This is a genomic window from Paenibacillus sp. FSL H8-0261 (genome assembly GCF_045040645.1).
Classification (GTDB): Bacteria; Bacillota; Bacilli; order Paenibacillales; family Paenibacillaceae; genus Paenibacillus_AQ.
Map to the genome: position 1 here is coordinate 6,196,189 of NZ_CP150297.1, position 13,209 is coordinate 6,209,397.

Consider the following 13,209-nt stretch of genomic DNA (forward strand, 5'->3'; position numbering starts at 1 on the left):
TCCTCGCCTTACTCCGTGCCTGATCCCGCTTCTCCTTCTCCACACGAACAGCAATCATCGCATAAATTGCGGCACGTTCGCGCGAAGACAGCTTCATCAGCTCATGCGGTAAAATATGCAGCTCGTGGAGGGCGTAGTAAGCTAAGTTCGCTTCACTGTCGCCCTCGTTGATTAGTTTTTTACTTCATCCACCAGCTCGTTCATATCTGTACCGAAGCCATTCAAGGCCTGTACCCGTTCACCCAGTGCCGCAAATTCACCTGGAAGCAGCATTTTACGCAGCAGCGTTTCGGCACCAAGAACACCATAAGAACGTTGTAGCTCAGCATTTTTCAGATCTGGATGCACCACACTTGAGGTCATAAGCTTAGCCATATAATCATTCGGTTCAATCTCGGAGGTATACACTCCGTTCTTACCTTTGACCTTACGAGTAGCTGCTTTACGGCATTCCTGATTCTCATCCTCGTTCATACTGCGTAGCTTCCAGGCAACTGCGTTTCCTTCCTTATCCTTAAACCGCTGCGATACTACAAACTCCTCGGTCGTGTCACATGCTACATTTTGCGCAAAAAACAAACTTAATTCACTCATTGTCTTCCTCCTAAAATGATTTAGTTTCTTCTAGTACTACTAACTAGACAGAGAAGAGACCCGCCGCTCACCTGCACGCCCGGGCCTTACTTGCTCCTATCTAGTTGTCTTTATTATTTTCCGGAGCCGGCGGGAGCGCCAAATGCTTGCACAATCTGCACGTCTTCAAAGGTAAAGCTCACTTCTTCTTCCAGCGCATCTGATTCTGTATCAAGAGAAGCCATGATGACACTATCAAGGTTCACGCCTTTTAAAATAATGCGTTGTGCTCCCACACTGGACGATGGGTCTTCATTCGTAACCTCAATATCGAAATATTGATCGACACCTGTATTCATATAATCGAGCATCATCTGGCGGAAACGGCTAGTCATATAAAAAATCGTCATCGAACCGCTGCCCGACCATCCAGTCGCTTTATGCTGAACACCACGGCGGCCTAGAGTCTTCACCTCTGCCTTTGTTTTTTCTACCGTAGCTTCAAGCGTCTTCACATAGAACATCTCTTCAGCTTGCGTACCAATCACGGCATACGCACGGCCCTCCTGGCCGGAAATCGTATCACTAGCTTTTAAAAATGCCATCTTAAACCACCTTCACTTTCATATATACTTTTTCTACGGAATCTACCGGTTTCACAGCCACATCCAGCACGATACTATCACTATCCGCACCAGCCACAACGACAACATCTGTCTGCGCGTTAAAGCCCTCAATCGCACCCATATCCTGCAGATCATTCATATAAGTCGCACATTGTGACCAGAACAGAGCCCGTCCATCTTCATTATTCGCTACCTTACCAATGTAGTAGTTCTCAAAAATACGCTTCAGATCATTCGCAATCCCATCCAGCACGCGTAGCACACGATTTTTGGAGAACGCTTTGCCTTTATCCGGAGAAAATGCCGTAAACGTGTTAATATCTTGCTCCACCACAGCTCGCCCTCCACTGTAAGTAAAGAGCAATTCACCTCGCAGCAAAGCTGCAGTCGTCTCAGAATGGCTAAGCCGCACATCAGCGTCAACGGAGTCGTCATATCCCTGATAAGTCAGCGATTGATTCACCGCAGCAGCAGCCGTAGCACCGGCCACCCAAGCAACAGCATTGTTATTATCAATCCTAGTTCCGTCACTCAGTACTACCCCATTCTTCACGCTGATCACACCCTCATGACCCGCAGTAGCATAATCCGATAGTACAGCCTGCACCTTCTTACCTTCCGTATCCCGTAGTCGTCTTACCCAAGAGCTATACAGCGCCTTAAGCGTACTATCCTGCGATACTAGTCCAACCGTTTGGAACTCAAGCACCTCAAGAGCAGACAAGAAATCGCTGTGCGCACCATTTGTCACCGTACCATTAGCTCCGCCAATAAGCGGCATCCCTGCGGTTAGCTTCAAGCCTTCTGCGCCATTTTTCTGGAATTGTACATAATCGTTAGCGACCAACTCTTCAGCCGTTCCAACCGTTTGCTTATTCAGTTCAGTTCCATTCAGCAGTGTCTTCACATCAAAAAGAGCATTATTCTCAATATTCTTTTCAATAACAACAGAAAGATCGTTTCCGCGTACACCGCCGTATTTAGCCGTAACCTGTAGACCATTGTTAGTGACCGCCGCTTTAACCCCTTCATTCAATCGATAGAGCAGTAATGTTCCCGCACGTTTCAGCGCTTCGCGTACTGGCAGCAATGTTAGATGTTCCAAACCATAACCTAGCAGCTTATTCACGTCGTCCTGCGGGGTAATCTCCATGATCACTCCAGGTTCTCCCCAAGATAAGGCAAGTGCCAAAGCAGTAATCCCGCGTTCTCCCATTTTGCCGATGGCACCTTGATTCGATGCTACATTTACGTACACCCCTGGGCGCACTTTGTTTTGAGTTGTCCATGTTCCGCCTGCCATTAGTTCAAAACCTCCTTATTCATAAACAATCCCATAGATTGCTTCGCTTCTTCGATCGTATAACTTTTGTCATCCTGCAAAATAACGTTCAGCACATCCTTTTCCTTAACCGTAAAAAGCGATGAATTCACAATCTGCTCTTTACCAAAACGTTCTCCATTACTCACCTTTGTGCTCATTTCAGTCTTTCTCCTCCTATCATTTGTCCCATCTTAATGGGGTCAGGCTTCTCACTTTGCAAATACACCATATAGTCCGTTATAAAAAGCGGCCCATGCCCCTCTACCCCAGCTTCCCAGGCTTGCCTAGCTACACGAAAGGAGCCACCCTCTTGCTCCATCCCTGCCATTGCCTCACTCAGCTTATCTGCCATTCTCTCAGCTTCCAGCAGACTGCCTTGTTCATAACGGATACCGAAGCGATAGACCGCTAAATATCGGCCTTCCCGCTGCCGATCCAGAGTCGCTGAGATCAGTCCGGGATAAAAATAAGCCGTCTGAGGTTTCTCCCCCTCCACATATACAGGCACATCTGGAAAGTACCTCTCCAGCGCACTCGTAATGTGTTCTCGTAATTGTTGTACCGACATCACTCCATTCCTTTCTGATCTGCGGCGGATCGCCGATCTTTGATGGTGTTAACCTTCAATTGCATTAACATTAAGAAGACACCCCCTCTACTAAAATTAAGAACAAAAAGGATACTATCCGATGTTGGATAATACCCTTCTACACTAGGCCAATGCCAAAAGAATCTTTCACCGCTAGATTTGTTCTCATCACCACTAGGGTTGAACTATTAGCAGAGCATTCATGCTCTTGCGGTGTTCTTTTTGCTTCATTTGCCATGTTATAAATATACACCCCTATTTGCCTTGCAGAGAGGGTATACCGACGAGGTTTAAGCTAGCTTTGGGATGGTATAGAGCGGTTTTTCGGAGGAATATAAAATCATAAAAAAAAGACCGCATCATCCGCTCGGACGACACAGTCTTTAGTAACCGTCTATATCTCTTAAGTAATACTAATCTTCTCTTTCTTCACTCTAGGTGCTGTTATTAAAGTGTTAAGGGACAGTAGACCGAGATCCGTTAAAGCCAAAGCCATCTTATAAAAAGCCTTCGAGCGTATCTTCACGTAAGTATCCTTACTTACCGGTGGATCAAACACATGATTGTAAATCGTATAATCGTACGTTTCGTCTCTTTTCATATAACGCTCTCTTACTAATTGCTGTTCCCTCGTATCGAGTCTTTCTACCACAGAGTCTATCACCGAGCAAAAAGCCCTTCTGGCAGCCGGTATATCCACATTATAAGAAGCTATCGCAGCAGTCTGATCAGTAACAGTATTCGTAGGACCATGAAATCTTTCTGTATACGAATAAGTAGTACTGGCTTCCTTAGCCTCAAATGTAACGGTCTTAAAAATACGGTATTTCTCTAACATGCTCTCTATAGCGACCTGGGTTCGGCGACGGTCCAACTCTGGTAAAGCAGATAAGTTCATCATTTTATGCACTCCTTTAGGTTTTAACAGAATGAGATTAAATTGCGGAAGTTTCCTAAGCAATGTGCTAAAATATAAAAGTGTTCGTATTCTGTTCGTATTTTTCTATAATATACCACTTCTCTACCAATCTCGTAAAACCCCGTTTGAGTCTGTTTTGGGCGAAAAAGAATAGCTTTCCCTCCATTATCTTGCCTTTTGGCAATAATATACGCTTTGTTGTTTGCCAATTGGCAAAAATGGCTTATATTAATTACATAAGCTTCAGTCTATAAGGAGTGGTTGAGATGAAACAGGATTTTGGGGATTATATGAAGCAACTTCGCGAAACTAAGGGACTCACTATTAATCAATTGGCAGCAGCAGCAGGTATTAGCGGATCACAGATTTCACGGATTGAAAATGGTCTAAGAGGAGTTCCTAAGCCAACTACATTACGCAAAATAGCAGAGGCTACAGGAGTCCCGTACGAGGAGCTAATGGATCAAGCGGGGTATTTGCAGGAACAGACTCTTCCAACCGAAGAGATTGTCCCAGAGTGGGCTACAAGCAAGGATAAACGTGACTTCCGTAAAATGCTGGAGGATGATGGAGAGCTGATGTTTGATGGGATTCCACTAGACAAGGATGACAAACAGAGGATAAAAGATGTACTGACCGGCTTATTCTGGGAAGCCAAACAGATGAACAAGAGAAAGAAATCCAACAACACTTAATAACTACACTAACATGCTGCAGGTGAAGAATATGGATGAACTGATCAATAATCTGATTAAAAAATATAAAACCAACTGTCCGTTCGAGCTGGCCTCAGCGCTAGGTATTCATATTCGCTTCATGAACCTTGGGACAGGCACAAAGGGATTATATTACCGAAAACTAAGAAGAAGATTTATCGTCATTCATAATGAGTTGCCAGTTGAGTGGCAGCGCTTCGTTTGTGCGCATGAATTAGGACATGATCGTCTTCATAAGGGGATTAATCGCTTTTTTCTAGAGGAAAGCTCCTACTTCTCTCCTGGGAAGCTTGAACGTCAAGCTAATGTCTTTGCTGTAAAGCTACTATCCACAGGCAGTAATCCTGAGCAAGAAGAATCCTGTAAAAGCTATTATCTACGGATTGGCATTCCGCCAGAAGTACAGTTTCTTTTGGAAGAATGATAGAACATATGTTATATGAATTTATGCGTGTTTTAATTCTATACATAACAAAAAAAGCTCTTACCGAAGTAAGAGCTTTCTAAGAGCAATTAAGCTGAGTATCGGGATGACACGATTTGAACATGCGACCCCCTGGTCCCAAACCAGGTGCTCTACCAAGCTGAGCTACATCCCGTTACTATAAAATTATGGAGCGGGTGATGGGAATCGAACCCACGCTATCAGCTTGGAAGGCTGAAGTTCTACCATTGAACTACACCCGCAAAGGTGAAAATCGGGATGACACGATTTGAACATGCGACCCCCTGGTCCCAAACCAGGTGCTCTACCAAGCTGAGCTACATCCCGTTAAAATATTATAATTGCTTAATAAAAAAATGGCGCGCCCTGAGAGATTCGAACTCCCGGCCTTTTGATTCGTAGTCAAACGCTCTATCCAGCTGAGCTAAGGGCGCAAAAATTATGGAGCGGACGACGGGAATCGAACCCGCGACCCTCGCCTTGGCAAGGCGATGCTCTACCGCTGAGCCACGTCCGCAATAAGTGGTGCGCGTGAAGGGACTTGAACCCCCACGTCGTGAAACGCCAGATCCTAAGTCTGGTGCGTCTGCCATTCCGCCACACGCGCATGTAATAATAAAAGTGAGCCATGAAGGACTCGAACCTTCGACACCCTGATTAAAAGTCAGGTGCTCTACCAACTGAGCTAATGGCTCGCACTTGGCTGGGGATATAGGATTCGAACCTATGAGTGACGGAGTCAAAGTCCGTTGCCTTACCACTTGGCTAATCCCCATTGATGGTACCTCTATGTTGCCCATAATCTTTCAGGAAGATTATGGTGGAGGCTGAGGGGATCGAACCCCCGACCCTCTGCTTGTAAGGCAGATGCTCTCCCAGCTGAGCTAAGCCTCCATATCTATGGGACCCTCTAAGGGTAAGTACAAGTAAAAGTTGGTGACCCGTATGGGATTCGAACCCATGTTACCTCCGTGAAAGGGAGGTGTCTTAACCCCTTGACCAACGGGCCTTGCAAATCTGTGGAGCTCTCAACCGGATTCGAACCGGTGACCTCTTCCTTACCATGGAAGCACTCTACCTGCTGAGCTATGAGAGCATGGCTCCCCGAACAGGACTCGAACCTGTGACAACTCGATTAACAGTCGAGTGCTCTACCAACTGAGCTATCAGGGAATATCCGCTTGGCAACGTCCTACTCTCCCAGGACCCTTCGGTCCAAGTACCATCGGCGCTGGAGGGCTTAACGGTCGTGTTCGGGATGGGTACGCGTGGAACCCCTCCGCTATCGCCACCAAACGGGCATTTACATCGTAAATGCTCAGGCTTGATGCCTGAAAACTGAATCCGAATTGAATTTGCGTCTTAAGTATAGGATAAGCCCTCGACCGATTAGTATTGGTCAGCTCCATGCATTACTGCACTTCCACCTCCAACCTATCTACCTCGTCGTCTTCAAGGGGTCTTACTAATTGGGAAATCTCATCTTGAGGGGGGCTTCACGCTTAGATGCTTTCAGCGCTTATCCCGTCCGTACGTAGCTACCCAGCCATGCTTCTGGCGAAACAACTGGTGCACCAGCGGTACGTCCATCCCGGTCCTCTCGTACTAAGGACAGCTCCTCTCAAATTTCCTGCGCCCACGACAGATAGGGACCGAACTGTCTCACGACGTTCTGAACCCAGCTCGCGTACCGCTTTAATGGGCGAACAGCCCAACCCTTGGGACCTACTTCAGCCCCAGGATGCGATGAGCCGACATCGAGGTGCCAAACCTCCCCGTCGATGTGGACTCTTGGGGGAGATAAGCCTGTTATCCCCAGGGTAGCTTTTATCCGTTGAGCGATGGCCCTTCCATGCGGTACCACCGGATCACTAAGTCCGACTTTCGTCCCTGCTCGACTTGTAGGTCTCGCAGTCAAGCTCCCTTATGCCTTTGCACTCTTCGAATGATTTCCAACCATTCTGAGGGAACCTTGGAACGCCTCCGTTACTCTTTAGGAGGCGACCGCCCCAGTCAAACTGCCCGCCTGACACGGTCCCCGTACCCGATTAGGGTACTAGGTTAGAACCTAGATACGATCAGGGTGGTATCCCAACGGCGCCTCCACCGAAGCTTGCGCTCCGATTTCTACGGCTCCCACCTATCCTGTACAGATCGTACCCAAATTCAATATCAAGCTGCAGTAAAGCTCCATGGGGTCTTTCCGTCTTGTCGCGGGTAACCTGCATCTTCACAGGTATTAAAATTTCACCGGATCTCTCGTTGAGACAGCGCCCAAGTCGTTACGCCATTCGTGCGGGTCAGAATTTACCTGACAAGGAATTTCGCTACCTTAGGACCGTTATAGTTACGGCCGCCGTTTACTGGGGCTTCGGTTCATAGCTTCGGGTTACCCCTAACCACTCCCCTTAACCTTCCAGCACCGGGCAGGCGTCAGCCCGTATACTTCGCCTTGCGGCTTCGCACAGACCTGTGTTTTTGCTAAACAGTCGCTTGGGCCTTTTCACTGCGGCCCCCTCGTGCTATTCACACTACCGGGGCACCCCTTCTCCCGAAGTTACGGGGTCATTTTGCCGAGTTCCTTAACGAGAGTTCTTCCGCGCGCCTTAGAATTCTCTTCTCGCCTACCTGTGTCGGTTTGCGGTACGGGCACCTTCTCCTGGCTAGAGGCTTTTCTTGGCAGTGTGAGATCATGACCTTCGCTACTACAATTTTCGCTCCCCATCACAGCCCAGCCTTAATGATGTGCGGATTTGCCTACACATCAGCCTCACTGCTTAGACGGACATATCCATCAGTCCGCGTCACTACCCTCCTGCGTCACCCCATCGCTCATAGCGGATTACGGTGGTACAGTAATTTCAAACTGTTGTCCTTCGACTACGCCTTTCGGCCTCGCCTTAGGTCCCGACTTACCCTGAGCGGACGAGCCTTCCTCAGGAAACCTTGGGCTTTCGGCGGATCAGATTCTCACTGATCTTTTCGTTACTCATACCGGCATTCTCACTTGTATGCTGTCCAGCGCTCCTTACGGTACACCTTCAACCCACATACAACGCTCCCCTACCCCAGATACATACGTATCTAGCCATAGCTTCGGTGGTGTGTTTAGCCCCGTTACATTTTCGGCGCAGAGTCACTCGACCAGTGAGCTATTACGCACTCTTTCAATGGTGGCTGCTTCTAAGCCAACATCCTGGTTGTCTGTGCAACTCCACATCCTTTCCCACTTAACACACACTTGGGGACCTTAGCTGATGGTCTGGGCTGTTTCCCTTTTGACAATGGATCTTAGCACTCACTGTCTGACTCCCGGCAATAAGTATATGGCATTCGGAGTTTGACTGAGCTTGGTAATCCTTGCGGACCCCGCACCCAATCAGTGCTCTACCTCCACTACTCTTATACCGAGGCTAGCCCTAAAGCTATTTCGGGGAGAACCAGCTATCTCCGAGTTCGATTGGAATTTCTCCGCTACCCCCACCTCATCCCCGCATTTTTCAACATGCGTGGGTTCGGGCCTCCAGTGCGTGTTACCGCACCTTCACCCTGGACAGGGGTAGATCACACGGTTTCGGGTCTACGTCCACATACTAAATCGCCCTATTCAGACTCGCTTTCGCTGCGGCTCCGTCTTCTCGACTTAACCTTGCATGTTAAACGTAACTCGCCGGTTCATTCTACAAAAGGCACGCCATCACCCATTAATAGGGCTCTGACTTTTTGTAAGCACACGGTTTCAGGTTCTATTTCACTCCCCTTCCGGGGTGCTTTTCACCTTTCCCTCACGGTACTGTTTCACTATCGGTCGCCAGGTAGTATTTAGCCTTAGCAGATGGTCCTGCTGGATTCATACGGGGTTTCACGTGCCCCGCACTACTCGGGATCCGTCTCGGAGAGAACACAGTTTAGGCTACAGGGCTTTTACCTCTATCGCGGGCCTTTCCAGACCTCTTCACCTACCATATTCCTTTGTAACTCCATGTGAGACGTCCCACAACCCCTAAGAGCAAGCTCTTAGGTTTAGGCTGTTCCGCGTTCGCTCGCCGCTACTGACGGAATCACTATTGTTTTCTCTTCCTCAGGGTACTTAGATGTTTCAGTTCCCCTGGTCTGCCTCTACATCTCCTATGTGTTCAGAGATGAGTAACTGCGAATTACCACAGCTGGGTTTCCCCATTCGGACACCCCCGGATCAAAGCTTGCTTACAGCTCCCCGAGGCAGTTTCGTTGTTCGCCACGTCCTTCGTCGGCTCCTGGCGCCTAGGCATCCTCCGTGTGCTCTTATTAGCTTAACCTTGATTTTTCCGTAGGAAAATATCATACAATGACATTCTCTTTGGAATCATCTCACTAATAACATTTACTTGTTTGCACAAGTTGCTAAAAGATGTTCTAAAACGCAAATTCGTTTCGGTATCCAGTTTTCAAGGATCAATGTTTAAAGAAGGTATTGAATTAAAAATTATGGTGGAGCCAAGCGGGATCGAACCGCTGACCTCCTGCTTGCAAGGCAGGCGCTCTCCCAGCTGAGCTATGGCCCCATAAAAGATATAAAGTTATATGGTGGGCCTTGGTGGACTCGAACCACCGACCTCACCCTTATCAGAGGTGCGCTCTAACCAACTGAGCTAAAAGCCCATATAACATATATAACATTGTGAATCAACCAAAGAATGGTTGTCCGCTTGGCGGCGTCCTACTCTCCCAGGACCCTTCGGTCCAAGTACCATCGGCGCTGGAGGGCTTAACGGTCGTGTTCGGGATGGGTACGTGTGGAACCCCTCCGCTATCGCCACCAAACGTATATGAAAGAGACTTACTCTTTCAAAACTGAACACGAGTGAGTGTTCGAACCCGAAGGTTCTATTGTGGAAGCTTAGCTTCCGATTTGAATGTCTTCATTGCAGAAGACGATTCTCCATAGAAAGGAGGTGATCCAGCCGCACCTTCCGATACGGCTACCTTGTTACGACTTCACCCCAATCATCTACCCCACCTTCGGCGGCTGGCTCCCTTGCGGGTTACCCCACCGACTTCGGGTGTTGTAAACTCTCGTGGTGTGACGGGCGGTGTGTACAAGACCCGGGAACGTATTCACCGCGGCATGCTGATCCGCGATTACTAGCAATTCCGACTTCATGCAGGCGAGTTGCAGCCTGCAATCCGAACTGAGACCGGCTTTGATGGGATTGGCTTCACCTCGCGGTTTCGCTTCCCGTTGTACCGGCCATTGTAGTACGTGTGTAGCCCAGGTCATAAGGGGCATGATGATTTGACGTCATCCCCACCTTCCTCCGGTTTGTCACCGGCAGTCACTCTAGAGTGCCCAGCCTTACCTGCTGGCAACTAAAGTTAAGGGTTGCGCTCGTTGCGGGACTTAACCCAACATCTCACGACACGAGCTGACGACAACCATGCACCACCTGTCTCCTCTGTCCCGAAGGCCGCCACTATCTCTAGTGGATTCAGAGGGATGTCAAGACCTGGTAAGGTTCTTCGCGTTGCTTCGAATTAAACCACATACTCCACTGCTTGTGCGGGTCCCCGTCAATTCCTTTGAGTTTCAGTCTTGCGACCGTACTCCCCAGGCGGAGTGCTTACTGTGTTAACTTCGGCACCAAGGGTATCGAAACCCCTAACACCTAGCACTCATCGTTTACGGCGTGGACTACCAGGGTATCTAATCCTGTTTGCTCCCCACGCTTTCGCGCCTCAGCGTCAGTTACAGCCCAGAAAGTCGCCTTCGCCACTGGTGTTCCTCCACATATCTACGCATTTCACCGCTACACGTGGAATTCCACTTTCCTCTTCTGTACTCAAGTCACCCAGTTTCCAGTGCGACCTCAGGTTGAGCCCAAGGTTTAAACACCAGACTTAAATGACCGCCTGCGCGCGCTTTACGCCCAATAATTCCGGACAACGCTTGCCCCCTACGTATTACCGCGGCTGCTGGCACGTAGTTAGCCGGGGCTTTCTTCTCAGGTACCGTCACTCCGATAGCAGTTACTCTACCGGACGTTCTTCCCTGGCAACAGAGCTTTACGATCCGAAAACCTTCATCACTCACGCGGCGTTGCTCCGTCAGACTTTCGTCCATTGCGGAAGATTCCCTACTGCTGCCTCCCGTAGGAGTCTGGGCCGTGTCTCAGTCCCAGTGTGGCCGTTCACCCTCTCAGGTCGGCTACGCATCGTCGCCTTGGTGGGCCGTTACCCCACCAACTAGCTAATGCGCCGCAGGCCCATCCCTCAGTGACAGATTGCTCCGTCTTTCATTCTTTCTTCAGGAGAAAAAAGAAATTATCCGGTATTAGCTACCGTTTCCGGTAGTTATCCCAGTCTAAGGGGCAGGTTGCCTACGTGTTACTCACCCGTCCGCCGCTAAGTCATTTTGAAAGCAAGCTTTCAAAACAACTCCGCTCGACTTGCATGTATTAGGCACGCCGCCAGCGTTCGTCCTGAGCCAGGATCAAACTCTCCAATTAGTATTGAAAAGAGCGATATGCTCATTTTGAAACATCTGACGAGAAAATTAATTCTCTAATTTTGGATTTCACTTTCGTGATTTCCTACTCACTCGTTGTTCAGTTTTCAAAGATCAATGTCTCTCATTTCGTCGTCGTTGTTTGTCAGCGGCGACCTTTATAATATATCATAGTGTTTCGTTGTTTGGCAAGTCTTTTTTTTGAAAAAGTTTTTTTCAACTTTTCTTGCCTTCCGCTTCCCTTTTACACAAGCAAAAGGAGCGCGAGATATAATTTATCACGAGCACTCCTTTTTAGTCAAGCTATTTTATTAAAAAATCTTAAATTTATATAAGACTCTTGCATTTACCGCTTATCCTTAGTGTTTATACTGAGAAGAACGTCCACCCCACGCATACTTGGAAAGCTCTTTCTGAGGAGCAAAACGAGCATACATACGAAATACAGTCTTATATCTATTGGCGATGGCATGCCTGATATTTTGGTCCAAGCGCTGATCGCTCAAATCTAACAGCATCTCATCAAGTTCTTTCCGCAAAACATAATCCAGTTCCTTGCATTCTTTTTCGTTGAACAACATTCCCAACATATGCTTGGCCTCCTTCATGAAGTTGCAAGTAACACATTCACTAAAACCAAAAACCCCTTGTACATAATTAGTTAGTCCATCTCATGGAGAAAGCTGCCTTAAGATCCTCTTACACTAGATTAACCGGAGTACTCTTTTTATAACCATAATTATTAAAAATTCCCTTTATGGTTTCGTCACGATTATATATCTCTGACCTTTAGGCAATCCTTGGATGAATAGCTTTACTGTTATGCTCCATTCTCGGAAGTTTTATGATAAAAGAGAAAAAGTTATTGTGCTTTCAATGATGGCTGCAACAAATAACAGGATTATTGTCCAAATAGATGCCGTAAGTGTTTGACGCATGAACGAAGACCACTCAACACCTCTGTTCACTTTTTTAGTGGATGAGCTAAACAGACTTGCAACTACTTTCCCGCCGAACTGAAGCCCAAATGCACAAGCAATAATGATTGCTGGAATCTCTATAATCCCATGTGGCAGCAGTCCTTTTACTATTAGTTCGAATAAATCCTGTCCTTGGAGTGCTGATAAATGAATCAGATAGCCGATAACCGCTCCGTTAATAAATAAGAATATGGCTGGCAGTATACCGAACAACGCTCCTAAAAATATGATAAGAACACCCTTGATGCTGTTATTCAAAAATATAAATACAAAGAAGCTCCATTGCGGATTAGAAGAATCTCTAAGGTTGCCACTGATTTCACTGAGCCCCTCTAATTGCTGAACCAATAGTTTTTCCAGACTGCTAGTAGCTACCCACCCTATAACCGCTCCTAATGCGAAGAGCAGACAGGATAGCAATAAAGCCTTCCGGATCGTTTTTAGATCTTTAATAAACGTGAAGAACGACAACATAAATACCCTCCTGAAATTGTGATCTCTGTTTCTTAGGTCATAACCTTGCGGTACGAGCATACATTTAGAACAAACAAGC

Annotated in this window: 10 protein-coding genes, 14 tRNA genes and 4 rRNA genes; 2 read left to right on the plus strand and 26 right to left on the minus strand. The window is 47.5% G+C overall.

Annotation, left to right across the window (positions count from 1 at the left end):
- Window positions 1–171 precede the first annotated feature (171 nt).
- The 6 genes from MHI27_RS27580 to MHI27_RS27605 all read right to left on the minus strand — a co-directional run bounded on the left by MHI27_RS27580 (window position 172) and on the right by MHI27_RS27605 (window position 4,010).
- A complete protein-coding gene (locus MHI27_RS27580) occupies window positions 172–594 on the minus strand; it encodes a phage tail assembly chaperone (RefSeq protein WP_042131197.1) in 423 nt (140 codons plus the stop codon).
- A 113-nt stretch (window positions 595–707) separates the two neighbouring features.
- A complete protein-coding gene (locus MHI27_RS27585) occupies window positions 708–1,178 on the minus strand; it encodes a phage tail tube protein (RefSeq protein WP_076285579.1) in 471 nt (156 codons plus the stop codon).
- A gap of 1 nt (window position 1,179) precedes the next feature.
- Window positions 1,180–2,502, minus strand: coding sequence for a phage tail sheath family protein (locus MHI27_RS27590; protein ID WP_405175102.1), 1,323 nt, complete (start codon window positions 2,500–2,502; stop codon window positions 1,180–1,182).
- Entirely contained in the window at window positions 2,502–2,681 is a 180-nt protein-coding gene (locus MHI27_RS27595; protein WP_340973020.1) for a hypothetical protein, read from the minus strand. The genes MHI27_RS27590 and MHI27_RS27595 overlap by 1 nt, the downstream gene beginning before the upstream one ends.
- Window positions 2,678–3,091 carry a DUF6838 family protein gene (locus tag MHI27_RS27600; protein ID WP_340973021.1) on the minus strand — a complete coding sequence of 138 codons (414 nt, stop codon included), beginning with the start codon at window positions 3,089–3,091 and terminating at the stop codon, window positions 2,678–2,680. The genes MHI27_RS27595 and MHI27_RS27600 overlap by 4 nt, the downstream gene beginning before the upstream one ends.
- A gap of 424 nt (window positions 3,092–3,515) precedes the next feature.
- A complete protein-coding gene (locus tag MHI27_RS27605; protein ID WP_405176810.1) occupies window positions 3,516–4,010 on the minus strand; it encodes an ArpU family phage packaging/lysis transcriptional regulator in 495 nt (164 codons plus the stop codon).
- A 287-nt stretch (window positions 4,011–4,297) separates the two neighbouring features.
- Between MHI27_RS27605 and MHI27_RS27610 the strand changes: the two genes are divergently transcribed.
- Window positions 4,298–4,726: a helix-turn-helix domain-containing protein gene (locus MHI27_RS27610; protein ID WP_339267405.1), complete on the plus strand. Its 429-nt coding sequence runs from the start codon at window positions 4,298–4,300 to the stop codon at window positions 4,724–4,726.
- 31 nt (window positions 4,727–4,757) lie between these two features.
- Window positions 4,758–5,171, plus strand: a complete 414-nt coding sequence (locus tag MHI27_RS27615) for an ImmA/IrrE family metallo-endopeptidase (RefSeq protein ID WP_042194594.1) — start codon at window positions 4,758–4,760, stop codon at window positions 5,169–5,171.
- A gap of 101 nt (window positions 5,172–5,272) precedes the next feature.
- Here the strand turns inward: MHI27_RS27615 and MHI27_RS27620 are convergent.
- The 20 genes from MHI27_RS27620 to MHI27_RS27715 all read right to left on the minus strand — a co-directional run bounded on the left by MHI27_RS27620 (window position 5,273) and on the right by MHI27_RS27715 (window position 13,130).
- A tRNA-Pro gene (locus tag MHI27_RS27620) sits at window positions 5,273–5,346 on the minus strand.
- A 14-nt stretch (window positions 5,347–5,360) separates the two neighbouring features.
- Window positions 5,361–5,434, minus strand: a tRNA-Gly gene (locus tag MHI27_RS27625).
- Between the two features lie 11 nt (window positions 5,435–5,445).
- A tRNA-Pro gene (locus MHI27_RS27630) sits at window positions 5,446–5,519 on the minus strand.
- Between the two features lie 30 nt (window positions 5,520–5,549).
- Window positions 5,550–5,626, minus strand: a tRNA-Arg gene (locus tag MHI27_RS27635).
- An 8-nt stretch (window positions 5,627–5,634) separates the two neighbouring features.
- Window positions 5,635–5,709: transfer RNA gene (locus MHI27_RS27640), tRNA-Gly, on the minus strand.
- A 6-nt stretch (window positions 5,710–5,715) separates the two neighbouring features.
- A tRNA-Leu gene (locus MHI27_RS27645) sits at window positions 5,716–5,799 on the minus strand.
- A 15-nt stretch (window positions 5,800–5,814) separates the two neighbouring features.
- Window positions 5,815–5,887: transfer RNA gene (locus tag MHI27_RS27650), tRNA-Lys, on the minus strand.
- Between the two features lie 5 nt (window positions 5,888–5,892).
- Window positions 5,893–5,967: transfer RNA gene (locus tag MHI27_RS27655), tRNA-Gln, on the minus strand.
- 43 nt (window positions 5,968–6,010) lie between these two features.
- Window positions 6,011–6,086: transfer RNA gene (locus MHI27_RS27660), tRNA-Val, on the minus strand.
- A gap of 40 nt (window positions 6,087–6,126) precedes the next feature.
- Window positions 6,127–6,201 (minus strand) — tRNA-Glu (locus tag MHI27_RS27665).
- An 11-nt stretch (window positions 6,202–6,212) separates the two neighbouring features.
- Window positions 6,213–6,288 (minus strand) — tRNA-Thr (locus tag MHI27_RS27670).
- Between the two features lies 1 nt (window position 6,289).
- Window positions 6,290–6,365, minus strand: a tRNA-Asn gene (locus tag MHI27_RS27675).
- 6 nt (window positions 6,366–6,371) lie between these two features.
- Window positions 6,372–6,488 (minus strand): 5S ribosomal RNA (gene rrf, locus MHI27_RS27680).
- A 73-nt stretch (window positions 6,489–6,561) separates the two neighbouring features.
- Window positions 6,562–9,490 (minus strand): 23S ribosomal RNA (locus MHI27_RS27685).
- Window positions 9,491–9,660: 170 nt separating this feature from the next.
- Window positions 9,661–9,736 (minus strand) — tRNA-Ala (locus MHI27_RS27690).
- Window positions 9,737–9,756: 20 nt separating this feature from the next.
- A tRNA-Ile gene (locus MHI27_RS27695) sits at window positions 9,757–9,833 on the minus strand.
- Window positions 9,834–9,878: 45 nt separating this feature from the next.
- Window positions 9,879–9,995: ribosomal RNA gene (gene rrf, locus MHI27_RS27700) — 5S ribosomal RNA — on the minus strand.
- Window positions 9,996–10,119: 124 nt separating this feature from the next.
- A 16S ribosomal RNA gene (locus MHI27_RS27705) occupies window positions 10,120–11,677 on the minus strand.
- Together the 16S, 23S and 5S rRNA genes with 14 tRNA genes alongside form the textbook arrangement of a ribosomal RNA operon.
- A 358-nt stretch (window positions 11,678–12,035) precedes the next feature.
- A complete protein-coding gene (locus MHI27_RS27710) occupies window positions 12,036–12,266 on the minus strand; it encodes a hypothetical protein (RefSeq protein ID WP_036680631.1) in 231 nt (76 codons plus the stop codon).
- A 252-nt stretch (window positions 12,267–12,518) separates the two neighbouring features.
- Window positions 12,519–13,130, minus strand: coding sequence for a stage II sporulation protein M (locus tag MHI27_RS27715; protein WP_405175103.1), 612 nt, complete (start codon window positions 13,128–13,130; stop codon window positions 12,519–12,521).
- Window positions 13,131–13,209 lie beyond the last annotated feature (79 nt).

What these genes read in the sequence shown, in the direction of transcription:
- MHI27_RS27580 (WP_042131197.1), bottom strand. Translation starts at nt 594, where the DNA reads ATGAGTGAATTAAGTTTGTTTTTTGCGCAAAATGTAGCATGTGACACG.
- MHI27_RS27585 (WP_076285579.1), bottom strand. Translation starts at nt 1,178, where the DNA reads ATGGCATTTTTAAAAGCTAGTGATACGATTTCCGGCCAGGAGGGCCGT.
- MHI27_RS27590 (WP_405175102.1), bottom strand. Translation starts at nt 2,502, where the DNA reads ATGGCAGGCGGAACATGGACAACTCAAAACAAAGTGCGCCCAGGGGTG.
- MHI27_RS27595 (WP_340973020.1), bottom strand. Translation starts at nt 2,681, where the DNA reads ATGAGCACAAAGGTGAGTAATGGAGAACGTTTTGGTAAAGAGCAGATT.
- MHI27_RS27600 (WP_340973021.1), bottom strand. Translation starts at nt 3,091, where the DNA reads ATGTCGGTACAACAATTACGAGAACACATTACGAGTGCGCTGGAGAGG.
- MHI27_RS27605 (WP_405176810.1), bottom strand. Translation starts at nt 4,010, where the DNA reads ATGAACTTATCTGCTTTACCAGAGTTGGACCGTCGCCGAACCCAGGTC.
- MHI27_RS27610 (WP_339267405.1), top strand. Translation starts at nt 4,298, where the DNA reads ATGAAACAGGATTTTGGGGATTATATGAAGCAACTTCGCGAAACTAAG.
- MHI27_RS27615 (WP_042194594.1), top strand. Translation starts at nt 4,758, where the DNA reads ATGGATGAACTGATCAATAATCTGATTAAAAAATATAAAACCAACTGT.
- MHI27_RS27710 (WP_036680631.1), bottom strand. Translation starts at nt 12,266, where the DNA reads ATGTTGGGAATGTTGTTCAACGAAAAAGAATGCAAGGAACTGGATTAT.
- MHI27_RS27715 (WP_405175103.1), bottom strand. Translation starts at nt 13,130, where the DNA reads ATGTTGTCGTTCTTCACGTTTATTAAAGATCTAAAAACGATCCGGAAG.